General features: G+C 70.5%; 22 protein-coding genes and 2 pseudogenes. 14 read left to right on the top strand and 10 right to left on the bottom strand.

The annotated features are described in order from the left end of the window. Window positions 1-71 precede the first annotated feature (71 nt). From IG74_RS0121665 to IG74_RS46055, 3 genes are all read left to right on the top strand, one after another. A complete protein-coding gene (locus tag IG74_RS0121665) occupies window positions 72-923 on the top strand; it encodes a protein kinase domain-containing protein (protein WP_078868936.1) in 852 nt (283 codons plus the stop codon). Between the two features lie 933 nt (window positions 924-1,856). Then, complete coding sequence (locus IG74_RS48065) at window positions 1,857-2,288, top strand: SH3 domain-containing protein (RefSeq protein ID WP_051855111.1); 432 nt, start codon at window positions 1,857-1,859, stop codon at window positions 2,286-2,288. Between the two features lie 285 nt (window positions 2,289-2,573). After that, window positions 2,574-2,852, top strand: coding sequence for a hypothetical protein (locus tag IG74_RS46055; RefSeq protein ID WP_063761278.1), 279 nt, complete (start codon window positions 2,574-2,576; stop codon window positions 2,850-2,852). Window positions 2,853-3,567: 715 nt separating this feature from the next. On the opposite strand, the gene IG74_RS0121640 is transcribed toward IG74_RS46055, so the two are convergent. Continuing rightward, window positions 3,568-4,362 carry a GntR family transcriptional regulator gene (locus IG74_RS0121640; protein ID WP_030679656.1) on the bottom strand — a complete coding sequence of 265 codons (795 nt, stop codon included), beginning with the start codon at window positions 4,360-4,362 and terminating at the stop codon, window positions 3,568-3,570. 157 nt (window positions 4,363-4,519) lie between these two features. On the opposite strand from IG74_RS0121640, the gene IG74_RS0121635 reads away from it, so the two are divergent. The 7 genes and pseudogenes from IG74_RS0121635 to IG74_RS54710 form a co-directional block, all read left to right on the top strand. Continuing rightward, window positions 4,520-4,900 carry a hypothetical protein gene (locus tag IG74_RS0121635; RefSeq protein WP_030679654.1) on the top strand — a complete coding sequence of 127 codons (381 nt, stop codon included), beginning with the start codon at window positions 4,520-4,522 and terminating at the stop codon, window positions 4,898-4,900. Beyond that, window positions 4,900-5,349 (top strand): hypothetical protein, encoded by a 450-nt coding sequence (locus IG74_RS0121630; RefSeq protein WP_030679652.1) that lies wholly within the window; start codon window positions 4,900-4,902, stop codon window positions 5,347-5,349. The genes IG74_RS0121635 and IG74_RS0121630 overlap by 1 nt, the downstream gene beginning before the upstream one ends. Before the next feature lie 20 nt (window positions 5,350-5,369). Further along, window positions 5,370-6,680 carry an FtsK/SpoIIIE domain-containing protein gene (locus IG74_RS0121625; protein ID WP_420709928.1) on the top strand — a complete coding sequence of 437 codons (1,311 nt, stop codon included), beginning with the start codon at window positions 5,370-5,372 and terminating at the stop codon, window positions 6,678-6,680. Between the two features lie 17 nt (window positions 6,681-6,697). Next, complete coding sequence (locus tag IG74_RS46050) at window positions 6,698-6,868, top strand: hypothetical protein (RefSeq protein WP_158857715.1); 171 nt, start codon at window positions 6,698-6,700, stop codon at window positions 6,866-6,868. A gap of 100 nt (window positions 6,869-6,968) precedes the next feature. Beyond that, window positions 6,969-7,340 (top strand): hypothetical protein, encoded by a 372-nt coding sequence (locus IG74_RS0121615; RefSeq protein ID WP_030679649.1) that lies wholly within the window; start codon window positions 6,969-6,971, stop codon window positions 7,338-7,340. A 109-nt stretch (window positions 7,341-7,449) separates the two neighbouring features. Further along, a complete protein-coding gene (locus IG74_RS0121610) occupies window positions 7,450-8,850 on the top strand; it encodes a replication initiator (protein ID WP_051855107.1) in 1,401 nt (466 codons plus the stop codon). Window positions 8,851-9,146: 296 nt separating this feature from the next. Continuing rightward, window positions 9,147-9,647, top strand: a pseudogene (locus tag IG74_RS54710) (recombinase family protein); the annotation flags it as partial. A gap of 921 nt (window positions 9,648-10,568) precedes the next feature. On the opposite strand, the gene IG74_RS53460 reads toward IG74_RS54710, so the two are convergent. The 5 genes and pseudogenes from IG74_RS53460 to IG74_RS46045 form a co-directional block, all read right to left on the bottom strand. After that, window positions 10,569-10,799: a hypothetical protein gene (locus tag IG74_RS53460; RefSeq protein ID WP_234334398.1), complete on the bottom strand. Its 231-nt coding sequence runs from the start codon at window positions 10,797-10,799 to the stop codon at window positions 10,569-10,571. A gap of 334 nt (window positions 10,800-11,133) precedes the next feature. After that, window positions 11,134-11,844: a DUF4191 domain-containing protein gene (locus tag IG74_RS0121595; protein ID WP_030679641.1), complete on the bottom strand. Its 711-nt coding sequence runs from the start codon at window positions 11,842-11,844 to the stop codon at window positions 11,134-11,136. A 29-nt stretch (window positions 11,845-11,873) separates the two neighbouring features. Next, window positions 11,874-12,077 carry a hypothetical protein gene (locus tag IG74_RS0121590; RefSeq protein WP_030679638.1) on the bottom strand — a complete coding sequence of 68 codons (204 nt, stop codon included), beginning with the start codon at window positions 12,075-12,077 and terminating at the stop codon, window positions 11,874-11,876. A gap of 494 nt (window positions 12,078-12,571) precedes the next feature. Continuing rightward, the gene (gene lipA / locus IG74_RS0121585; RefSeq protein WP_030679635.1) at window positions 12,572-13,537 is read right to left on the bottom strand and encodes a lipoyl synthase; all 966 of its coding nucleotides are present in this window, start codon (window positions 13,535-13,537) and stop codon (window positions 12,572-12,574) included. Between the two features lie 138 nt (window positions 13,538-13,675). After that, window positions 13,676-14,433: pseudogene (locus IG74_RS46045) on the bottom strand (lipoyl protein ligase domain-containing protein). 252 nt (window positions 14,434-14,685) lie between these two features. Here IG74_RS46045 and IG74_RS0121575 point away from each other — a divergent pair. Further along, window positions 14,686-16,131, top strand: coding sequence for a hypothetical protein (locus tag IG74_RS0121575; RefSeq protein ID WP_030679632.1), 1,446 nt, complete (start codon window positions 14,686-14,688; stop codon window positions 16,129-16,131). A gap of 69 nt (window positions 16,132-16,200) precedes the next feature. On the opposite strand, the gene IG74_RS0121570 is transcribed toward IG74_RS0121575, so the two are convergent. Together IG74_RS0121570 and IG74_RS0121565 are read right to left on the bottom strand one after the other, a co-directional pair. Next, the gene (locus tag IG74_RS0121570; RefSeq protein WP_030679629.1) at window positions 16,201-17,613 is read right to left on the bottom strand and encodes an NAD(P)/FAD-dependent oxidoreductase; all 1,413 of its coding nucleotides are present in this window, start codon (window positions 17,611-17,613) and stop codon (window positions 16,201-16,203) included. 245 nt (window positions 17,614-17,858) lie between these two features. Then, entirely contained in the window at window positions 17,859-18,806 is a 948-nt protein-coding gene (locus IG74_RS0121565) for a TIGR01777 family oxidoreductase (protein WP_078868931.1), read from the bottom strand. Window positions 18,807-18,860: 54 nt separating this feature from the next. Between IG74_RS0121565 and IG74_RS0121560 the strand changes: the two genes are divergently transcribed. Both IG74_RS0121560 and IG74_RS0121555 read left to right on the top strand, forming a co-directional pair. Then, a complete protein-coding gene (locus IG74_RS0121560; RefSeq protein WP_030679623.1) occupies window positions 18,861-19,349 on the top strand; it encodes a GNAT family N-acetyltransferase in 489 nt (162 codons plus the stop codon). Between the two features lie 116 nt (window positions 19,350-19,465). Continuing rightward, the gene (locus IG74_RS0121555; RefSeq protein WP_030679620.1) at window positions 19,466-20,584 is read left to right on the top strand and encodes a PP2C family protein-serine/threonine phosphatase; all 1,119 of its coding nucleotides are present in this window, start codon (window positions 19,466-19,468) and stop codon (window positions 20,582-20,584) included. A gap of 93 nt (window positions 20,585-20,677) precedes the next feature. Here the strand turns inward: IG74_RS0121555 and IG74_RS0121550 are convergent, their stop codons facing one another. Continuing rightward, window positions 20,678-21,199, bottom strand: coding sequence for a DUF4240 domain-containing protein (locus IG74_RS0121550; RefSeq protein ID WP_030679619.1), 522 nt, complete (start codon window positions 21,197-21,199; stop codon window positions 20,678-20,680). A 133-nt stretch (window positions 21,200-21,332) separates the two neighbouring features. Between IG74_RS0121550 and IG74_RS0121545 the strand changes: the two genes are divergently transcribed. Continuing rightward, window positions 21,333-22,268, top strand: a complete 936-nt coding sequence (locus IG74_RS0121545; RefSeq protein ID WP_030679617.1) for an SDR family oxidoreductase — start codon at window positions 21,333-21,335, stop codon at window positions 22,266-22,268. A 31-nt stretch (window positions 22,269-22,299) separates the two neighbouring features. On the opposite strand, the gene IG74_RS0121540 is transcribed toward IG74_RS0121545, so the two are convergent. Further along, the gene (locus IG74_RS0121540) at window positions 22,300-23,277 is read right to left on the bottom strand and encodes a helix-turn-helix transcriptional regulator (protein ID WP_030679614.1); all 978 of its coding nucleotides are present in this window, start codon (window positions 23,275-23,277) and stop codon (window positions 22,300-22,302) included. Between the last annotated feature and the right edge of the window lie 86 nt (window positions 23,278-23,363).

Below are 23,363 nucleotides of genomic sequence, written 5' to 3'. Positions count from 1 at the left end.
AGTGGCGCGCTAGCGGCAGAGCCGATCCGGGGCTGTAACGGATCGGCTCTGCCCTGTTGAAAGGATCTCCAGTGAACGACCCTTACCCCATCCCGGCGCCCGTGGCTCACCTGCTGCAAGCGGAGTCCAGCACGCTGGTGCTCCATCGGCGCGGCTCGACCGTATGGCATGTGCGTACGAGCCTGGCTGAGTACGCGGTGAAGCTCGGATACCCGATCACGGCTACCGACGAGTGGGAGGCTGCGGAGTGGCCTGCTCTGGCTCCGGCACGGGAGGGCGCGGTGCTTCAGGAGCTGGGGTGCGACGTGGCCGTGTACGGCAAGTGGGAGCGCGGAACCTGGAACGTGCAGCCGTGGCATGACGGAGTCAGCCTGCAAGTCCTGTGGACGTCCCTCCGGTCCCGTGAGCGCGTCGTGGCTCCTCCGGCTCGTGATGCTCTGGCTTGTGCGCGGGTTCTCGCCACACTGCACGACAAGGGGTACGTGCACGGTGACGTGCAGCCTGCTCACTTCATCGTGCGCCAGGACCCCGTACAGGCCGTGCTGATTGATCTCGCGCTGGCGCGAGGCGCTGAGATCCCGCAGCGGGTCGACTTCCCGTACCGGGGCTGTCTCGTGCACTACGAGAGCCCGGAGATCGCCCGGCAAGTCCTGGAGTACGGGGAGGCGGAGCCGACACAGTCTGCGGACGTCTACGCGCTGGGAGCGTCGCTGTTCATGGCGGCCACCGGGTGGCGCCATGTGGAGTACCCCGATGACGCACCGCGCGCTGTACAGCGTCAGGCGGTGGCGCTTGGGCCGCACCGACCGGTGAACGTGGCGGGTGCGCTGGGGCGGCTGATCGTCGACATGCTGCGTCCCGTGTCGGAAGACCGACCGACCGTCCATGAGGTCTGCAAGGCGCTGGAAGAGGCGCCCGCGTAGATCCACCGTCGTCAGCGGAGTGATCTCCGTTGGCGGATGAAGCGCCCCGAGGGATCGATTAGGCCCGATCCGCCGGGGCTTGCCGACACAGCTGACTAGGAGCTGAATCGACCATGCGCGATGCTATCGCCAAAGCCTTCGGATGGGTGCTGGACCGGCTACCAGGGGCTCGACGCCCCGACGGGCCCGGCCGTCACTCGGAGGAGTTCTTAGCCGCACACAACCCGCTAGTGCACGGTCCCGTCTACGTGGCCCCATGGTCCCGGCCCTGGACGTGCCCGACCAAGGAGGAGGCGCAAGCTCTCTTCCGGGCCGAAGCGACCATGCCGCTTGCCTTCAGGCGACGCGGTCGGCAACGAGAGCACATCCGGCCGCCGCGTTCTGAGCGTGCCCGCCAACAGGAGGCGGAGCCATCCGGCATAGGCATAGACGAGCGGGAGCGCGTGAGGCTGCGACAAGTCGCCCTCGCCTTCTCTGAGTTGGGCTACGACTGGTGCGGCTACGTGCCATCCGGGCTCGCCTCGGCGGTGATCGCATGAGCGGCAGCACAGATGCCGGTGAGCGCTCGGGGCCGGAGCGCGTGTTCACTGTCTGCGGGCACTGGACTACCGCGCCCGTGGCGATCGGCTCTACGCAGAGTGCGAGCGGAGGAGCGGGGGACACCCTCTCCTCATGCGCGGATCACGCGCACTTGTTCGCTCAACTCCCGCAATGGGATGAGATACCCCTTATGCGACGTTAAGTCGCTAACCCTTGAAGCCCCTGTTCCGAATGCGGAACGGGGGCTTCCTGTCGTGAGGGTGAGGCCTGGCATGCCACTCATTCGGATAAGTGGTTGACCCATGACCAGATGGGGCGCAAGTCTGGAAACTCATTCGGATGAGTGGTTGACCGATGGGTTGGCTGCTCGCCTCGACCTGAAGGAGTTTTCAGATGGCACGCAAGATTCGCGGGATGGCGCTGGCGGCGGCGGTGGCGGTCGGCGTCGGCATGGTGGGTGTGTCGGCGGCGTCGGCCATGCCGGACGTCCCGTCCACGCAGCACGGACCTTCGGCGGCGGTGCGAACACCGGTCCCGGTGCCGGGGCCTGCGGGGACTGCTGCGGCTGCGGCTGCGGCGGGCGCCGACGGGTTACAGCGCGGTGAGATCGCCCGGGCGACGGTGAACGGCCTCCGGCTGCGCACCGGTCCGGGGACCCAGTACCGGATCCTGGGCATGCTGGCGAAGGGGGACCGGGTCAAGCTGGTCGGCGCGAAGCAGGATGCGCGGGGGCAGATCTGGCACCGGGTGACCCTGCGGGGCGGCTCGGCCTACGGGCTGCCCTCCGGGTATCGCGGCTGGGTGACGGCGGCGTACCTGTACTGAGGTCCGGCGCGGTCTGAGTGGGCCCCCTCTTCGCGTGGTTTGCGGAGAGGGGGCCGCTTTGACGGGTTTGTGGCCAGTGTGGCGCTAGATATTCCCACGGCATTTTTGAATATTTTCGTGTCTTGGCAATCCAGAACAGTCGCGGTGGATACCATCGGGAGTGCACTACTGAACATCGCGCGAGACTCGGCCGCTCGATTGGCGCTTTCCAATCGCCTTACGGTCGCGGGGGGTTGTCGGACTCTGACCCGGGAGTTGATTTGCTCGTGCAGGGAGAGATTTGCAGTGGTGAACAATTCGGGAATTGGCAACGGCGGTCCAGATGACGGCCTCTGGGTGCCCGACGTGGATTACGTGGCGGGGTGGGTGGAGGCGCGCGCGGCGGCGGATGCGGTGAACGCTGCGGCCGCTTTGTGCGGGCTGGAAGGCGACGTGCGGGCCACGCCGCACGCGGACGCCCGAGGTGAGGCGGTGGTGTGGATGTGCCCGAACGGGGCTGCCCGGGTTGCCGAGGTGCTGGCGCTGTGGGCGCACGGCGGGCAGACCGGCTTAGGCGAGAGCTGAGAGGAGAGATCATGCGGCACAACGAGTGGCAGACCCGGCGGGGCTCGCGGGTGCGGATCCAGAGGGAGCGGGATGGGGAGTTCATTCGCTGCGAAGGCTGCCCCGGGCTCATCCGGATCACGGGCGCCGGACCCGCCCGCGCCGCTGCGGAGGAGCACGCGCGCACCTGCACGCGCTAGGGCGCGCGTGTTGCGCCAAACCTCCCTGGCAGTCTGAGAGTTGCCCGGATCCGGCTGTTGGCCTACGCGCGTCACACTCCCAACCTTCCTCTGATCATCGCCCGTTCTGAACCTGAGCCACCGAAAGCCAGCCACGACGGCGGCGCGGACGAACGGCGGCCGCAGGGAGGTCCCGTGCACCACGGACGGGCCCGGCCACGCCACCGGCGCCTTGGGCCCCTGCGGTCGGCGGACGCCATGGAGCGCGCACCCCTCGTCGGTCGTACCGCAGCGCCGGAGGCGTGAGGAACGCCCCGACCCGTAGGCGAAGATCATCAACCTCCAGCCGACCCCCGCCCAAGATCAACTAGCTGTCGCCGCGGCGCCGTTGAAGATCAAAAAGAGGCCCCCGCGGAGGCCTCTTCGTGATCATGATGCAAGGGGGTCGGGCGGCCCGGACGTCCGGGCGGGACCGGCCGGAGGCCGCATGCCCGTCCGGAGCGGCCGGAGCCGCCCGGCGCGCCCGCAGGGCGCGCCCTTGAGGAAGTAGAGAAAAGTTACGCCGACTTCGGGGGCGTCTTCTTCGCTGCCGGGCGCCGGGTCGGGGCCAGATGGAAGGTCACGCGGGTGCTGGCGGCCGGGGCACGCAGCTCCTCGCAGATCAACGGACAGTCGGTGTCGGCGTCGCTGATGATCCGGTAGGTGACCATGAGCGGCCCGGGGTCGGTCAGGGCGAGGGAGGCGCGCTCGTCCGGGTAGGGCAGGCGGGCGGTGATGTGCTCGGTGATGGTGAGCGTGCGCCCCTCGGCCAGGTGCGCGTAGACCTCGGCGAGCGGGGCGTCCGGCGCCTGGGCGAGAGCGGGTACCTCGGCGGCCGTGGCGAGCGGGATGATGGTGCGGTGCGCGACGCGGGCGGCGGTCTGCGGGTCCCGGAACGTGCGGTCGACGCTGAACGCGTCCTGGTCCCGCTGCCGCAACAGGTCGCCCATGTCGCCGGTCAGCGTGGTGCGGGACACGGCGGGCGCCTCCGCCTCGGTGAGATCCGGCAGCTGCCAGGTCTTCCCGCTGCGGTAGACGGACCGGTCCACGCGGTACGTGGCCCGGCTGCGGTTGCGGTCCAGCACGGTGGCGCCCTTGCCTTGGCGGACCTCGATGAGTCCCATGCCGCGCAGCTCGGCGATGGCCGAGCGGACCGTGGCCTTGGCAATGCCGTACATCTGGACCATGGCGTTCTCGGACGGCAGGAGGTCGCCGGGCTGGTACTTCCCCTCCTTGATCTCTTCGGCCAGTTTGCGTGCAACATGCACGTATAGCGGGTCGGGTCGTGCGATGTGCTGGCGTTCGGTGGCCATGCCGCTACCCTTCGGCGGTCGGTTGATGATCTTGTCAGTGCGTAAAGCTCCCCACCGGCAGGATATGGGGTTGACCGTGAACCGCATAGGGGGTGACTCTATTCACCACTCATTCGGATGAGTGGTGAACTGATGAGTCAAGTTGAGAGGAACTCCTGTGCAGACCAAACCGATTGATACCGCCCGCCTCGGCGTCATGCGCTGTGTGATCGCCCCCGAGGCCCGGATGACTCCCGATGGGGCGGTGCGCCGCGACCGGGAGGGCCGGACGCTGTGGACGACCGGGATCTCTGTCCGGCAGCGCGAGACGCGCCGCGCGGACGTGATCACTGTGGTGACCAGCGTGCAGCCGCAGGGTGTGAAGGAGGGCGCCGAGGTCAAGATCACGGACCTGTGGGCGAACGAGTGGGCCATGGACGGCCGGTCCGGGACGACGTGGCGGGCTGAGGCGATCACCCCCGTGTCGGCGGGCGGCCCGTCCGGCGGCGGCTCCGGCGGCTCCGTGCGCGGTGGCAAGTCGGGCGGCGGTGAGAGCTGATGGACCGGTACTTCTGGCATCTGTCGAGCGCCCAGGCGTCCGGTATGGCGTGTGTGGTGTGCGGCGCTGACCTGATGTCTGAGGGGGCGGCCATGGCGATGGTGGGCCGTGACCCGGCGACCGAAACGCAGGTCTACGCCTGCAAGGACCCCTGCGCGGTCGGCGTGGCCACGGAGGCTGAGCGGATGGCGGCCGAACTCCGCGCGATCACTGGCACAGATGCCCTCAGCCAGGATGCCTCGCTGGGCCAGGATGGCGAGTTTGGCGCGCTGCTGCGGGAGATGCGCATCCTGGTCGGCAACGAAGCGCTGCTCGCTGCGATCACGGACATCCCCACCCTGCTGTTCCTGCTGGAACTGACGGAGCATCACGCGGGGCTCGCCGCAGCGCGCTCCCGGGTGATCTATGACCGGATGCGCAGCAACGAGCCCGGCGACGGGGAGGCGTGATGCCTCCTGTGATCGTGTGGGTGCTCCTCGGCCTGGCCGGTCTCGGCTGGCTCACGCGCCGCTGGTGGCAGCCACGCTTGGCGGCCCGGGGCCTGGACGTGCGCGAGCTGCCGGTGCGGTGGTGGCTGGTCGGCTACCCGCAGACGGCCGTGCGGATCGTCTTCAGCTGGCGGCGGCTGTGCCAGGTCACCAGCCTGGCCGTGAGCCTGCGCGCCTCCCACCAGAGGGTGATCGGCAAGGGGACCGTGGTGGAGGGCCGGGCGCTGCGGCCCTCGGTGCCCCGGCTGAGCTGGCCCCTGCCGACGCGGCGCGGCCTCACGGTGCGGGTGGTGATGCACCCCGGGCAGACCCCCGCCCCCTACTACGCCGCGGCGCGGGCCATGGAGCACGCATGGCGGGTCCACCACGTCCACGTGACCTCGCCCCGGCGGGGGCATGTGCTGCTCACCATCACGGCCGTTGATCCGCTGACGGGTCAGCTGCCTGCCGCAGAGTGCACCGGGGAGCTGCTGTCGGCGGATGTCGGCTGGTGCGAGGACGGCGTGGCCTTCGTGATCGACTTCCGGCGTACGCCGCACTGGATGATCACCGGGGCAACGCAGAGCGGGAAGTCAACGCTGCTGGCGGCGCTGGTGCGTGCCCTGACTCCACAGCCGGTCGCGCTGCTGGGTCTCGACTGCAAGGGCGGCATGGAGCTGGGCCCTTTCGGGCGGCGGCTGACCCTGCTGGCCACCAGTCGGCGTGAGGCGGTCGCGCTGCTGGAACGGCTGGTGCGGGAGATCAAGGAACGCACGCGAGTGTGCCGGGACGCGGGAGCGCGCTCGATCTGGGACCTGCCGGAGAAGAGCCGCCCCGTGCCGCTGGTGCTCCTCGTCGACGAGATCGCCGAGCTGTACCTGACCGACGGTTCCCGCTCGGAGCGGGAGGCCGCTGAGCGGTGCGGGACGCTGCTGCTGCGGATCGCCCAACTCGGTGCCGCCCTGGGCGTACACCTGGTGGTCGCCGGGCAGCGTGTCGGCTCCGATCTCGGCACCCGGGTCACCTCGCTGCGGGCGCAGCTCGGCGGACGCGTCGCCCACCGGGCCCACGATGAAGCCTCCGCCGAAATGACGCTCGGCGATATCAACAAAGACGCGGTCGTGGTCGCGCAGAGCATCACGGAAAACGAGCAAGGCGTGTGCGTCGTCGCGATGCAAGGGCGCTGGACCCGTGCCCGCTCCCATCTGATTTCACCGGAGGAGCGGGCGGAAATCGCGGCCACCGGCCCACCCCTTCGGGTGTTCCTTTCCGGCCTCTACCCCGAGCCTGCGGAAGGAGGACGGACGGAATGACGCACTCAAATCTGTATGTGGTCGACGCGTTCCTGATGTTCTACGCGTTCATGCTGGCGCGCTCCCGCGAACTCAAAATCCATCAGGTCCTGCTCATCGCACTAGGCGGTTTCCTGCTGGCTATGACCCCGCTCGGCTATCCCATCTGGCTGTTCGTCCTCGCGGTCGGCAACGGGGTCTTCGGCTGAGAGCGGGCACCCCGCCCACGACCAAGATCACCGGCCCGGCAGCCGGCCCCAACCCAAGATCAACATCCGGCCTCTGCGGCCCTCAGCTGGAAGGACCATCATGGATCACCTGCTGGTGTACCTCGCCCGGAGCCTCCTCTACGCCGTGATGAGCCTGATCACGGCCCTCGGCGGGCTGGTCTCGTCCTCGACGCACCCGGCCACGCCGACCGAAAGCGGCGTCACGGAAGTCGGGTGCTCGGCGGTCAAAGTCAGATCCCAACCCGCAGCGAACGCGTTAGCGCGCGGCGTCGCCTATCGCGGTGACGCGTTCACCTACACCCAATTCACCTACCACCGCAGCGAACGCGCCTGGTACACGCGCGGAGAGATCGTGCGCGGGCATGACCGCGTCACCATCTCCGGCTACATCCCCTATGAATGCGGAACTCCCTACGGCAGCAATGCACTTCCGCTTCCGGCCACCCGCTGACCGGATACACCGCGCGCTGGCGCATCACTCCTCCTCGCCACAGAGCGATTCCTCAAAGGAGCTGACATGACGACGACCGCACCCATTCCCACACAGAGAGGTCCCCCGCATGCGCGCCTATCCCACCGACCCGGCGGCGCGGCGCTCGGCACTGGACGATGCCGAGCGACTGCGCCGCCTGCCCTCCATCGACCGCGACTTGATCCGCCTCGCCCACGAGCCCGGCTTCCCCCGCTGGCTCGACCAGATCAAGGCCACCGGCGGCTGCGCCCGCCCCGTCTACCTGTCCGGGCACACCACCGTGCGCGACGCGGCCACCGGCGCCGTGCTGCGCCACTACACCACCGCCGACGAGCCCGGCGGCCGGATGCCCGTCCGCTGCCGCAACCGGCGCCAGAGCCGCTGCGAGCCCTGCTCCCGCCAGCACGCGGGCGACACCTACCACCTGGTCCGCTCCGGCCTCCAGGGCGGCAAGGGAGTCAGCGAGCGGGTACAGCTCCACCCCCGGCTCTTCCTCACCCTCACACCCCCCGGCTTCGGTGCCGTGCACCGCGCCAGCGACACGGGCCCCTGCAAGCCCCAAGACCCGGCAGCGCGCTGCGAGCACGGGCGCCCCCTCGCCTGCCACCAACGCCACGACAGCCGCGCACCGTTGGTGGGTCAGCCGCTGTGCCCCGACTGCTACGACCACACCGGACACGTCCTCTGGCACGCCTGCGCCGGACGGCTCTGGAATCGCTTCTGCCACGCTGTCCGGCGGCGCCTGGCCACCCTGGCGGGCATCGCCCAAACCCGGCTGCGGGAACACCTGGTGCTCTCCTTCGCCAAAGTCGCGGAATTCCAGCGACGCGGAGCCGTTCACTTCCATGCCGTCATCCGCGTGGACGGCCCCAACGGACCCAGCACACCGCCCTCGGCATGGGCGACTGCCGAACTCCTGGAACAGGCCGTACGGGAGGCTGCAGACTCCGCCCACGTCCACTCGCCCTACTCACCTGCCACCGGCGAACGGCTGATCCGCTTCGGCACCCAACTGGACGTGCACCCCATCACCACGGCCCTGGATTCCACAACTGCCGTCACGGATGACGCCGTTGCGGCATACATCGCCAAATACGTCTCCAAGAGCGTCGGTGACGCGGGCGGAGTCGACTACCGGATCACGCATTACGCGAGCATCCACCACGCGCCCGTGAATGCTCACCTACGCGCCCTCATGGCTACCTGCTGGCGCCTCGGAGCACTGCCCGAACTCGCATCCCTCAACCTGCGCGCCTGGACACACACCCTCGGATACCGGGGCCACGTACTCACCAAATCCCGCCGCTACTCCACCACGTACGGGCAGCTGCGGGCAGCACGCGCAGACCACCAAACCGGCACTAGCCATCTCGATGAGGAGGCCAAAGAAACGGTCACAGAATCTGCCTGGCGGTACGTCGGGGTCGGCCATTCCTTAGCTGAAGCCGAATTGGCTGCCGGGGTAGCGCATCACTCGGGGGAATTTTGACTATCGAATACGAAAGGAGTAAACACTATTCGTTGGATTCATTGCCGAGTGAAGACCTGTTGCCAGATGATGATGAGCGAGCGAAGTTGAAGCACAGTCAAGATCGAAATCGCGGAGATCCTGATCTTCGTGTTGTGTGGGAGGAGACGGCTGAGCCAGGATCGGAGGCGGCGCATCGCCGAATATTGGAAATCCTATTTGGATTCCGGCGATCATCCTCTACATTCGAGTGACCGCATAGGTGACCCCGGCAGCGGTGCAACGCTCCGGGGTCTGGCCACTCTGGGAGGAGTGACATGGGGAAGTCTGTCACAGCTGCCATCGAGATCGCAGCTCAAGCCACGCAATCGCCGCTTCGAGCCGTCGACTACTTGCGGGTCTCTACTGATCAGCAGAAGAAGGGGTACGGGATCGCCTACACGGGTGCGCGGACGGCCGCCTTCATAGCGGACAAGCGATGGGCGCACGTAGAGACCTTTAAGGATGAGGGCGAGAGCGGCAAGCTGCCTTGGCGTCAACGTAAGGATGCCGCTCGGATCATGACTCTGGCCTGCCAGAGGCCGCGCCCCTTTGATGTGGTTGTGGTGTACGAGACGCGGGCTATTGGGCGGCGGAATCGAATCTTCTGGGAATGGGTTTGGACCCTGCAAGACCTCGGCGTCTTCGTGGCGGTTGTCGATGAAGATATCGACAATACAACCGAAGACGGTGAAGCGCGTATGCAGGAAAGAGCCACTGAAGACTTCAGGGAACTGAAGAAGATCCGGATGAGGACGCAAGGAGGAATCCAGAGGAAGGCTGAGCTAGGAGAATTTCCCGGCGGGGTCGCGCGATACGGATACCGCATCGAAAACCAGGGGCGTAAAGGCGAACAGGCTCTCGTCCTAGATGACTGTGATGGTGGCTCGGCGTGCAGCCGCACTGACCCATGTTCCGTAATTCATGAGGCACCCGTACTCCGTTTCGCGAGAGAGATTGCAGTCCGGGTGAAAGGGGTATGGGACACGGTCGCACTCTACCTCAATGCGGAAGGTTTCATGACGCGCTCCGGGGTGCCGTGGACAGGAGCAAATATCCGATCCCGCCTTATGGATGAGGATTTCCTCAATGCACGCTACGTATTTCGCAGTGAACGCCGTGCGATACTCGGGCCAGACGGTCAACCAGTTTGGGGAAAGAGTGTCACTATCCCATTGCCGCCCATGTTTACGCCGGATGAAGTGACGGAACTTCGGAGGGCTGCCACAAAGTCCCATCGGAAACCTGCCGTGTCCCAGCGTCCTTACCCGCTGTCCAGTCGCCTTCGTAGTCTGTGCGGAAAGCATTATGTCGGGGCGAGCGCCAGCGCTCTTTCCACCGTGCACTATCGCTGCAAGGGGAAGAGTGCCGCTTTCCCGGGCGCGTCGGTGTGCGACTGTTCGCAACTCGACGCAGACGGAATCGAGCGTTGGGCTTGGAGTCAGTTATTCGGGCTCTTAGGGGATAGAGGAAGACTCAAGAAACTAGCTAGTGATTGGGCAGGGCAGGACGAAGAAGAGGCGGTGGATTCTACTGCCCGGCTGTTTGAGCTGGATCGAAAGATCGCAGAGCAATGTGCGGCGATCGACATTGCGCGTTCCTTGAGCGCGAAAGAGGTAGTGCGTAGAGGGCTTTCCGGAAATGCTGCGGAATCCGCAGTCGAAAAGGCTCTGGCGTCACTCCAAGAGGAATTGGAATACCTAGAGCGTGAGCGTGCGGAAGCTGCCGCTGCGCAAGTAGAGGCCGTAGATGTTGAGGTGCGATCGGCGAGCCTCGACGAGCTGGTTTGCTTGGCTCAAGGTCGGCTGCGGAATCTGAGCGCGGACGAGATCGCCGAGCTGTACGACCTGCTCGACATCAAGATCAGGTTGCTTGGTCCACCCCCGCCGATGCACAGGGGTTTGGCTTGCCCGGTGGCGACCTGGTTCCACGAGAGGGAGCGTCTTGTGCCGACCATGGAAGAGGAGGCGTGGTCTCGCGTGGCGGAGGCGTTCCCAGATGGCGGGACGCGGCCTCGGCAGAAGGGAGGGCTCGCGCCGCGTGTCGTGCTGGAAGCGTTCTTGGAGAAGGCTCGCACGGGCGCCACGTGGACTGAACTGGACGCCAGGTGTGGCTCTACGGGACTCCGGGGCCACTGGAGGAGGTGGCTCAAGTCCGGGCGCTGGGAGGCGGCTCTAGCGGCGCTGGAAGGGTGCGAAGGGGAACCAATAGCTGAGCCTCACCCCCTGCCATCCATGGAGATGACAGGGAAGGTGAGGCCAGAACTCATCGTCGGGGCGCCTTGGGCGGGCGTACGCCCTTCACACCCTTCGGCATCGGCCCCTTCGGCAGGGGCATGTTGCTCATGAGGTCGCCCATCGCCTTCAGGCGGTCGTTGGTCGCCGTCACCTGGGGGCCCTGGAGGACGCGGGGGAGCTTCAGGAGCGTCGTGCGCAGCTTCTTCAGCTCGACCTGGCCCTCGCCGGTGCCGACGATGACGTCGTGCACGGGGACGTCCGCGACGATGCGGGCCATCTTCTTCTTCTCGGCGGCCAGCAGCGGCTTCACGCGGTTCGGGTTGCCCTCGGCGACGAGGACGATGCCCGCCTTGCCGACGGTCCGGTGCACCACGTCCTGGCTGCGGTTCATCGCGACCGCGGGGGTCGTCGTCCAGCCGCGGCCGATCTTGTCGAGCACCGCGGCGGCCGCGCCGGGCTGGCCCTCCATCTGACCGAAGGCCGCCCGCTCGGCGCGGCGCCCGAAGACGATCGCCATCGCGAGGAAGGCGAGCACGAAGCCCAGGATGCCGAGATAAACGGGGTGGTCGATCCAGAGGCCGATCGCGAGGAAGACACCGAAGGTGACGATTCCCACAGCTGCGATGACGAGACCGATCTTGGAGTCGGTCCGCCGGGTCATCTTGTACGTGAGGGCGATCTGCTTGAGTCGCCCCGGGTTCGCCGCGGCGTCCGCCGCGGTGGTTTCCTTCCTCGCCATGCCCTGAGTCTACGTGTCCCCGCGGGCTGCTACGACGTGCGGGTTGCTCCTGCCTCTTCCAGTACGCGCTGGGCCTCGACCCGGTCCTTCGCGCGGCGCCGGTCCTCGAGCACGGAGGTCCAGGCGTTGCGGCGGGCGGTGCGCTGGCCGCCGCGCATGAGCAGCGACTCGACGGCGCGCAGCGCGTCGGTGACGGACGGAATGGCGGTGGCGCGTACGGGCGCGGCCTGCATGTGATGCCCTCCGAGATCCGAGAAGCGATGGTGAACGGGGGAACGCTACGAGTGGCTCTCGCTGGCACAGCGTCGTGCGGTGGGGGCCAGTGGCTGGGCCGCCGCCAGGCCTCTGGGTAAGGCCCTACGTGCGGTAGTTCCAGCGTCACTGATTGGTGTTACCAGGGCGTGACTGAGCGGTCAAACGCCGATGAAGCCTTGACGCGAAGGGCCCGAACGCTGACGCGGCCCATACGGTCGCCCCTACCTGCGGAGACCGTACGGGTCGCGACTTCTCGGCCACTACCGGTCGGTAGCCGCTTGTGCGCGGATTCACACACGCCCGTCCCGATGCGGATTCCCAAGCTCCGGGCCGGGCGCGCACCCGTCGGTCCCGTACCCACACCCGTCGCCGCGTACGTGCATCCGCCGGGCCCGTCCGCACATGCGTCGGGCCCGGGTGCGGATCCCCGCACACCGGGCCCGGACCGGGTGCCGGGGCACCCGCTCGCGCGTCAGACCGCCTGCGAGGCGACGTACGCGCCGCGCCGCTCGATCGCCATCTGGTAGAGCCGCCCCGCGCGGTACGAGGAGCGGACGAGGGGGCCCGACATGACGCCGGAGAAGCCGATCTCCTCGGCCTCCTCCTTGAGCTCGACGAACTCCTGCGGCTTGACCCAGCGCTCCACCGGGTGGTGGCGCACCGACGGGCGCAGGTACTGGGTGATCGTGATGAGCTCGCAGCCCGCGTCGTGCAGCTGCTGGAGCGCCTCGCTGACCTCCTCGCGGGTCTCGCCCATGCCGAGGATCAGGTTCGACTTGGTGACCAGGCCCGCCTCGCGGGCCTCGGTGATGACCTTCAGGGAGCGCTCGTAGCGGAAGCCGGGGCGGATGCGCTTGAAGATGCGCGGCACCGTCTCCACGTTGTGGGCGAGCACCTCGGGGCGGGAGGAGAAGACCTCGGCCAGCTGGTCCGGCTCCGCGTTGAAGTCGGGGATCAGCAGCTCGACCTTGGTGTGGCCGCCCTCGCGCCCGGCGGTCATCGTGTGGATCTGGCGCACGGTCTCCGCGTACAGCCAGGCGCCGCCGTCCTCCAGGTCGTCGCGCGCGACGCCGGTGATGGTGGCGTAGTTCAGGTCCATCGTGACGACGGACTCACCGACGCGACGGGGCTCGTCGCGGTCGAGGGCCTGCGGCTTGCCGGTGTCGATCTGGCAGAAGTCGCAACGCCGCGTGCACTGGTCACCGCCGATGAGGAACGTCGCCTCGCGGTCCTCCCAGCACTCGTAGATGTTGGGACAGCCCGCCTCCTGGCAGACCGTGTGCAGGCCCTCGCTCTTCACGAGCTTCTGCATCTGTGTGTACTCGGGGCCCATTTTCGCCCGGGTCTTGATCCACTCGGGCTTGCGCTCGATGGGGGTCTGGGCGTTCCGGACCTCCAGGCGCAGCATCTTGCGTCCGTCGGGTGCGACTGCGGACACATCGGCTCCCTGCTAGCTGGCGTAACTTCGATTCGTCGGCGCACCCCAGGGTACGCCCGTTGTCTCATGGGGCTTACTTGCGGCCAACCTCTGGCCAAGGGGGTGCATTCCCGAATGCGCCCCGCAGTCGCGCGGTGACTAGGAGAGGGCCGTCTCGGGGACCCGCCCGGCGGCCGGTCCCGCGGCGGCGGGCGCCGGTCCGGAAGCGGCGGGCCCGGCGACCTCCGCGGGCTGCTGCTCGATGACCCGCGGCTTGAGGTCCGCGTTCTCCAGGATGTCCGTGAGGTGCTTCTCGACCACCGGCAGGACGTCGGCGATCGTGATGTCGCGCCCCAGCTCGTTCGCGATCGACGTCACACCCGCGTCGCGGATGCCGCACGGGACGATCTTGTCGAACCAGGTGTTGTCCGGGTTCACGTTCAGCGCGAAGCCGTGCATCGTGACGCCCTTGGCGACGCGGATGCCGATCGCGGCGATCTTGCGGTCCTCGCGGCGCTGGCCCGCGTTGGAGGGCGCGTACTCCGGGCCGTTGAGGCGGGGGTCGAACTCGTCGTCCGTGAGGCGCGGGTCGAAGTCCAGGCTGAGCCCGCCGAGGGCCGCGCGCTGCTCCACCGGGTCGCCGAGGACCCACACGCCGCTGCGGCCCTCGACCCGGGTGGTGACCAGACCGAACTCGGCACACGTTCGGATAAGTGCCTCTTCCAGGCGCCGCACATGTGCTAGCGGGGGGGGCGCCCGCCCGCCGTGTACACCGGCGGGTGCTCGAGGAGCAGGCAGGTGTCCGGCACCTCGTCCGCGAACCGGGCCGCGTGCACGCGGCGCTGCTCGTCCCAGGCGTCCTGGTACTCGACGTACTCCGGGCCGAAGCCCAGCCGGATGAATCGCAACTCGCCCACGGCGCGTGCCTCCCTAACCTCACCGTGCACCGAAACCTCACCGCGCACGGAAACCTTCACCGTGCACGGATCGCGCCCCAGCCACTGTACGACTGGCGTTCTCCCGTCAGCCCTCCGGCCAATCCTCACACGATCGGATGAATGCGGCTTGAAGGTCGCGATGCGGGCGGTACAGGCCGTTACATTCACGCCGTTCACGAGGCCAAATGGGCTGCTCAAGGCAGACCCAAAGGGCAGGAGACCGCACAGCTGATGACGGAACGACCCCCGCAGCGCACCCCCAACCGCCAGCTCGCCGCACTCATCGCGGAAGCTGGATTCTCCAATGCGGGCCTGGCCCGTCGCGTCGATCAGCTAGGGCTCGAACACGGGCTCGACCTCAGGTACGACAAAACATCGGTGACACGCTGGCTCCGCGGCCAGCAGCCGCGCGGTACGACGCCCGCGCTGATCGCCGAGGTCTTCACCCGCCGCCTCGGCCGCCGCCTGTCCGCGCAGGACCTCGGGCTCGACGCCTGCGCGCCCGTCTACGCGGGCCTCGAATTCGCGGCGTCGCCCGAGGAGGCCATCGACATCGTCGGCGGCCTGTGGCGCAAGGACTCCGGCAGCCACGCCGAGCTGCGCAAGATCGCCTTCACCCCGGCCGGGCTCGTGGTGCCGAGCCGGGACTGGCTCATCGGCCGCGCCGACGAGCGCGTCGCCCGCGGCGGCGAGCCGCCGCAGCCCCCGCGCGTGCCCCCGCAGGGCCGTCCCGGGGTGCCGCGCCAGCGCCGCGACACCGACCGCGGACCCGGCCACCGGGTGTCCGGCGGCGACATCGCCGCGCTGCGCTCCGTCGGCGAGCTGTTCCGCGCGCTCGACCACGCCTACGGCGGCGGCCATGCCCGCCAGGCCCTGGTGCGCTACCTGGAGCACGAGGCCGAGCCGATGCTCCGCGGCACCTACAACGAGCAGGCCGGGCGCCGCCTCTTCGCGGCCGCCGCCGACCTCACCCGGCTCGCGGGCTGGACGTCGTACGACATCGCGGCGCACGGCCTCGCCCAGCGGTACTTCGTGCAAGCCCTGCGCCTGTCCCAGGCGGCGGGCGATCGCGCGTACGGCTCCTACGTCCTGGTCACGATGAGCCGCCAGGCCGTCTATCTGGGCCACGGCCGCGAGGCCGTGCAGCTGGCCCGGGTCGCGCAGCAGGGCGTCGGCTCCTCCGCGCCGCCGGTGGTGCAGGCCCTGCTGCACGCCGTGGAGGCGCGCGGCCACGGCGTGCTCGGCGAGGTGCGGGCGTGCACGGCCTCCATGGTGCGCGCCGAGCGCGCCCTGGAAGCCGCCCGGCCGGGTGACGAGGTCCCGTACTGGGCGCGCTTCTTCGACGAGGCCCAGCTCGCCGACGAGTTCGCGCACTGCAACCGCGACCTCCAGCAGTACCGCGCGGCCGCCCAGCACGCCGAGCGCTCGCTCCAGCTGCGGGCTCCCGGGTACGCCCGCTCCCGGCTCTTCTGCCGCGTCGTCCTGGCCACCTCGCGGCTCGGCCTCGGCGAGCTGGAGCAGGCCTGCCAGCTGGGCGCGGAGGCGGCCCAGGCGGCGGGCGAGATGCGCTCGGTGCGGGCGGTGGAGTACGTGCGCGACTTCGAGCGCCGCCTGGAGCCGTACCGGGACGCGGCTCCCGTACGCGGGTACCGCGACAAGGTCGCGGCGCTCGGCTGAGACCACGGGGGCGCCTCCGGCGGGGCGCCCCCCTTCCCCCTTCCCCGCGCCCCTTCGGGGCGCCGCCCCCTACGCGGCGGTCGGGAGCTGGTCCTCGGTGTGCGTGGGTTCGATGCCTAGGTCGGCCAGGACGGCCCGGGCCGCGCGCCGGCCCGAGTGCAGGGCGCCCTGCACCGTGCTCGTGTCGCGGTGGTCGCCGCACACGTACAGGCCCGACAGGAGCCGCACCGGACGGCGCAGGTCGTGCGGCGGCGGCATCGCGGGCACCGCCTCGCGGGTGTGGTGCGCGGCGAGCAGCTCCCACCGGTCCGTCGGCGTGCCGTACAGCGCGGCGAGGTGGGCGAGGACGGTGCGGTCGAGGTCGTCCGGCGGCGGCCCGAGGACGGTCGACGAGACGAGGAAACGGCCCGCGGGCGCGCGCGTGGGGTCGACGTGGCTGACGACGGCCGTGTGCGCGACCGGGCCCCGCCGGTCGGCGTCCAGGAGCAGCGCGGGCTCGGCGAGCGGCGGCTCGGGGACCGCGTGGTGCACGACGGTCACCGGGTGGAAGGACGGCACCCGCAGCCCGGGAAGCAACTCGGCGGCGGCGCGCGCGTCGGTGGCCAGGAGGACGCCGCGGCAGGTCAGTTCGCCGTGCTCGGCGGTCATGACGCGGTTGGCGGCCACCGCGGTGACGCGGACGCCGGTGCGCACCGTCCCCGGCGGCAGCGCGGCCGCGAGCAGCTCGGGCAGGACGTCGGCGCCGCCCTCGGGCAGGCACAGGCGGCCGCGCGCGAAGGCGTGCAGGGCGAGGTCGGCGCACCGGCTGGACGTCGTCAGGTCGGGGTCGCAGAGCAGCGCCGAAAGCAGCGGGCGCAGGAAGCCCTCGATGGTGCGGGTGGGCAGGCCGCGCGCGGACAGGGCCCGCGCGGCCGGGAGTTCGGGGCGCGCGAGCAGCCGCCGCACCGGGGTGGCGGCGAGCCGGGCCAGGGCGGCGCCGAGGCGGGCCTGGTCGAGTGCGCTCCCCAGCGGGGTGCTGCGCGCGGGCGGCCGTGACGTCCGGAGCGCGCGGCCGGGCGCGGTCCCCGACGGTGTCCGCGCCGCCGTGCGGGCCGGGCGCGGGACCAGGGGGGCGCTCGCCAGGGCGCGCGCCGCATGGAGTGCGCCCCGTGCGCGCCTGGGGCCCGGTGCTCCGATGAACTCGGCGGCCCGGTGGTGCTGCCCTTCGCTGTGGACGAGCAGCCCCGGTGCGAACGGGCGCAGGGCGAGCGCGTCGAGTCCCGGCGTGTGGCGTAGTTCCGGATACGACGTGCTGAGCAGCTGCCCGATCCTGTCGAGCCGGAATCCGTCCACTTTCTCGGTCGACATGCGGCCCCCGACGTAAGGGGCGGCCTCCAGGATGACGGTCGTTACTCCGGCCCTGATCAGCTGGTGTGCGGCCGACAGTCCCGAGACCCCGGCTCCCACGATGACGACATCCGCATGGTGCGCAGGCTCTGGCACGTGCTCCTCCCGGAGGTTGCGCGGCTGCTGGGGACGCTTATGCCCTACACAGGGCGGCGGAATCCCCGAGTTCCGCTTGAGGGTAGGAGCCCCGTCGGCCGGTGCCAGTCGCGCATGGACCGGGCATGGTCGCACGACGGTCGCACGCAGACGGCGAAACGATTGCGCGTGGGCACGCGGGGGCGCCGTGAACGCCGGGGCCGACCCCACGCGGCGGAGCCGCACGAAGGGCACGGCCCCGCGCCCTAGGGGCGCAGCGCCGCCCGCACCGCGTCGTCGACCGTCGGGTGCGCGAAGGCGAACCCGGACTCCAACAGCCGCGCGGGCAGCACCCGCTGGCTGCCCAGGACGTCCCCCGCCATCTCCCCGAGCACCAGGCGCAGGGCCGGCGCGGGGGCCGGGAACAGCGTCGGCCGGTGCAGCGCCCGGCCCATCGCGGCCGTCACCTCGCGGTTGGTCACCGGCGTCGGCGCGGTGAGGTTGAAGGGGCCGGACAGCTCGTCGCGGGCGAGCAGATGCCGCAGGGCGGCCACCTCGTCGCGCAGCGCGATGAAGCTCCAGTACTGCCGCCCGTTCCCGAGCCGCCCGCCCAGGCCGGCCTTGAACAGGGGGAACATCCGCCCCCACGCACCGCCCGAGCGCGCCACCACCAGGCCGCTGCGCGCGAAGACCGTGCGGATGCCCGCGTCCTGGGCGGGCCGGGCCGCCGCCTCCCAGTCCACGCACATCGACGGCAGGAAGCCCTCGCCCGCCGGGGCGCTCTCGTCCACCGCGCGGTCACCGGTGGTCCCGTAGTAGCCGATCGCGCTGCCGTTCACGAAGACCCGGGGCGGCTCGTCGAGCGAGGCCACGGCGGTGGCGAGGGTCTTCGTGCCGAGCACCCTGCTGTCGTACATCTCCCGCTTGTACGCGTCGGTCCAGCGCCGGTCGCCGACCCCGGCGCCCGCCAGATTGACCACGGCGGTGCAGCCCGCGAGCCCCGCCGTGTCCACCCGGCCCGCCTTGGGGTCCCAGCGCACTTCCGCCGCCGTGCGCGGGGCGCGCCGCACCAGCCGCACCACCTCGTGGCCTTCGGCGGCCAGAGAGCGCGTCAGGGCCGCTCCGATGAGCCCGGAGGCACCGGCGACGGCGACGCGGGACGGCTGTTGCGAAGAGTCCGAAGGCTGCGGACGCGTAGGCTCCATGGGCCCCATCCTGCCGCGAAAAGGACGGGTGGCGCGTCGTACCCGCGCCGTACAGTGACGCTCATGCAGCAGACGTACATACGCGCGGCCCGCGCGGGCGACGACGACGTGCTGGCCCGCCTGGACCGCGAGAACTGGTCCACCGTGCACTCCGTGCAGCCCCGCCCCGCACCCCCGCACGAGCCGTTCTTCACCGACCGCTTCGGCCCCCGCGACCACTTGGTCGCCGAGGTGGAAGGGCGGATCGTCGGCTACATCCGGCTCGGCTTCCCCACGCCGCTCGTCGTCAACGCGCACGTGCGCCAGATCCTCGGCTTCGTCGTCGACGGGCAGGCGCGCGGCAAGGGCGTGGGCCGGGAGCTGATCAGGGCGGTCGTGGCCGAGGCCCGCCGCCAGGGCGCGCGCCGCCTCACCCTGCGGGTGCTCGGCCACAACGCGCCCGCCCGCACGCTGTACGAGTCCGAGGGCTTCGTGACCGAGGGCGTCCTCCCCGGGGAGTTCCTCCTGGACGGGCAGTACGTGGACGACGTGCTGATGGGCCGCCCCCTGTGACCTCCCCGGCGGCCGCGCCGGGCGCGGAGCGACACCCGACCTGACCGGCCCGGCGTGCGGGCGTCCCGTGCTCGTAGGAGCGTGAGGACCACCCCCGTCGCCGGGAAGGAGCACCCATGCCCAGGCCCGCGGTAGGGCGGCGGAGCGCGCGCGACCCCGACTGGCCGCGCCGCGCCCCCACCCCGCCCTGGATGCGCTGGCCCGCGCCCGTGCTCCTGGTCCTGACCGTGGTCATCCAGGTCCTCACGCCCAAGACCCTCGACCTGAGCTTCCTGCTCGCGGCCGTCCCGCCGCTCGCCGCCCTCGCCTACGGGCCCGCCGCCACCGCCCTCCTCGGCGGCCTCGTGCTCCTGATGCTCAACCTGCCGCGCTACGACCTCGGCCACCCCGGCGAGAGCGACACCGCGACCGTGGCCTTCGTGGCCGTGCTCAGCGTGCTCTTCGCCTCCGTCCGCAGCCGCAGGGACGCCCAGCTCATCACCGTCCGCACGGTCGCGGAGGCCGCGCAGTTCGCGGTGCTGCCGCCGCTGCCGGAGCGGGTGGGCCCGGTGCGCTGCGCGGGCCTGTACCGGGCGGCGCAGCGCGGCACCCTGGTCGGCGGCGACCTCTTCGACGTCCGCAGGGGCCCCTGCGGCGTGCGGGCCATGGTCGGCGACGTCCAGGGGCACGGTCTCGCGGCCGTCGGGACCGTGGCCGCGCTGATCGGCGCCTTCCGCGAGGCGGCCCTGGACGAGCCCGACCTGGAGGGCGTCGCCGCCCGCCTGGACCGGCGCCTGGTCACCGACGCCCGGGACGCCGAAGGCGCGGAGCGCGGCGAGCCCGGCGAGCTCTTCGCCACCGCCGTGCTCCTGGAGTTCGGGGGCGAGGCCGACGAGCTGCGCCTTCTCTCCTGCGGCCACCCGCCGCCGCTGCTCCTGCGCGGCACCGCCGTCACCGAGCTCCAGGTGTCCCCGGGACCGCCGCTCGGCCTCGGCATCGCCGGGGTCGCACCGCCCCGGGAGACCGTCGTGGGGCTGCGTCCCGGCGACTGGCTCCTGACCGTGACGGACGGCGTGACGGAGGCCCGGGACGCCTCCGGGGCCTTCTACCCGCTGGCGGCGCGCCTGCCCGCGCTCTTCGAGGCCGAGCAGGACGACCCGGCGGCCCTCACGGACGCGATCTGGCGCGACCTGGTGCGGTTCTCCGGCGGCGTACGGGACGACGTGGCGCTCCTGGTGTTCGCGTGGGAGCACTGAGAGGCGCGAGAGGCGCGAGAGGCGCGAGAGGCATGAGAGGCGCTGAGAGGCGCTGAGGAGGGCCGGGGTGAAGCGGCGGCCGGGCCGCGCGGCTCAGCGGGCCGCGAACCGCTCCCACAGCTTCGGATACCGCTGCGCGAGCACCGCGTCGTCCTCGAAGTCGATCGCGGTGCCCTCCGGCTCCGGCGGGGCGGGGGCGATGCCCAGGTCCGGTGCCACGACCCCGGTGAGCTGCTCGTAGGCCTCGTCGGCCGCGTAGCCGAGTTCCTCGCCGTCGCCGTCGAGCTCCTCGTCGAAGCCGTCGAGGAGGTCGGCGAGGGAGTCCGGGTCGTGCAGGGCGCCCTCGAAGACCTCGCGGCCCTGCCCGATGAGCCAGCACCGGAAGTAGTCGAAGGCGTCGTCGCTCACGCCGTCGAGCAGCACCCACGCGGCGCCCCACAGGTCCCAGCGGTAGGCGCGGTTGTAGCGGGCCTCGAAGTGCCGCGCGAAGTCGAGCACGGCGTCCGGGTCGGCCCGCAGCAACCGCTCGACCAGCAGCTCGGCGTGGTCCTCCGGGTCGCCGTCCGCGGCCTCCCGGGTGCTGTCCACGATCTCCCAGAACTCCGTCTCGTCCATCACGGGACAAGCATCTGCCCTGGCGGGTGGGGGCGCACGCGGAGTGCGCCGGAATGCGGCTGTGTCGTTATGTGTGCACATGCCCGTGGAAAGCCCGACAGGAGATGTCGGCTTTCGGTGGAAGGCTCGCCCCATGGAGAAACCACAGGAAGTCACGGGCCCCCTGGCCGGAAGGATCGCCCTCGTCGCCGGGGCCACGCGCGGCGCCGGGCGGGCCATGGCCGTGGAGCTCGGCCGGGCCGGAGCCACCGTGTACGTGACGGGACGCACGACCCGCGAGCACGTCAGCGAGGTCGGCCGGAGCAGCGAGACCATCGAGGGGACGGCGGAGCTCGTGACGGCGGCGGGCGGCCGCGGCATCGCGGTCCCCACCGACCACCTCGACCCCGAGCAGGTCCGCGCCCTCGTCGAGCGGATCGACGCGGAGCAGCACCGCCTCGACATCCTCGTCAACGACATCTGGGGCGGTGACGTCCACGTCGAGTGGGACAAGAAGATGTGGGAGCACGACCTCGACAAGGGCCTGCGCGTCCTGCGCCTCGGCGTCGAGACCCACATCGTCACCAGCCGCTTCGCGCTGCCGCTGCTCATCCGCAACGAGGGCGGCCTGGTCGTCGAGGTCACCGACGGCACCGACGAGTACAACAAGCGCTACCGCAAGCCCTACTACTACGACCTCGCCAAGGCGGCCCCGCTGCGGATGGCCCGCGCGCTCGCCGACGAGCTCAAGGAGTACGGCTGCACGGCGGTCTGTCTGACACCGGGCTGGCTGCGCTCGGAAGCCATGCTCGACACCTACTTCAAGGTCTCCGAGGAGAACTGGCTCGACGGCACGAAGCAGAACCCGCACTTCGCCATCTCCGAGACCCCCACGTACGTGGGCCGCGCCCTCGCCGCGCTCGCCGCCGACCCCGACGTGGCGCGGTGGAACGGCGCGTCCCTGTCCAGCGGCGGCCTCGCCGCGGAGTACGGCTTCACGGACGTGGACGGCTCCCGTCCGGACGCCTGGCGGTACATCACGGAGGTCGACCAGGAGAGCCCGACCGCGGACGTGACCGGCTACCGGTAGTCCGGCAGGGCGGCCCGTCAGCGGCGGTCCGTCAGCGGTAGAGCTCGGCCATCCGGGCCGCCGTGGCCGCGAGCCGCTCGCGTAGCTCCGGCGGCTCCAGGACCTCCACCTCGGGCCCCAGGGCGAGCAGTTGGGTGTACGCGACGACGGGGGACTCGACGGGCAGGGTGACGGTCACCCGGCCCCGCTCGTCGGGCTCGGCCCCGTCCAGGGCCTCCCGCGCCGCGGTGCGGTCCGTGACGTACGGCAGCTGCCGGGCCCCGTCCGGGGACAGCCTGAGCACGGCCTCCTCCCGCAGGATGGCCCGCGCGAACTGCGCGGCCCGCTCCTCCCAGAAGCCGGGCAGGTCGAACTCCTCGTCCCGTACGAAGCGGTCGTCGCCGGAGGCGGCCGAGGAGACGGCGGTGAAGCGGTCGATGCGGTACACCCGGAACGAGCCGGTGTCCGGGACGCGGGCGCACAGGTACCAGACGCCCGCCTTCAGGATCAGGCCGTACGGCTCCAACTCCCGCTCCACCTCGGCGTCCTGGCGGCGGTAGCGGGCGATGACGCGGCGGTCGTCCCACACCGCGTCGGCCACCGCGGGCAGCAGCTCGGGCGCCGGGGTCTCCCTGAACCAGCCCGGGGCGTCCAGGTGGAAGCGCTGGGCCGCGTTCTGCGAGGCGTCGCTCAGGGAGGGCAGGAGCGCGGCGGACACCTTCAGGCGGGCCGCGGACGCGGCGTCCGCCAGGCCCATCTCGCGCAGCGCGCCCGGCACGCCCGACAGGAACAGGGCTTCCGCCTCGCTGCGGGCCAGGCCGGTGAGCCGGGTCCGATAGCCCCCGATGAGCCGGTAGCCACCGGCACGGCCGCGGTCCGCGTACACCGGGACACCCGCCTCCGACAGCGCCTGCGCGTCCCGCGTGATGGTCCGCTCCGACACTTCGAGCTCGGCCGCGAGCTCACCGGCGGTCATGGAGGCCCGGGCCTGCAACAGCAACACCATCTTGATCAGCCGGGCAGCACGCATACCCCAATCATAGAAAGGGGTGCGGGGGGTGCCGCCCACTCCGGGCAGCACCCCCCCGCACCCACGAGCCCGTACCGAGCCGGAGG

The sequence above is a fragment of the Streptomyces sp. NRRL B-1347 genome, assembly GCF_000720325.1.
GTDB lineage: Bacteria > Actinomycetota > Actinomycetes > Streptomycetales > Streptomycetaceae > Streptomyces.
The sequence above is the reverse complement of the archived record's forward strand: the minus strand, read 5'-3'. Positions and strand labels throughout refer to the sequence as shown.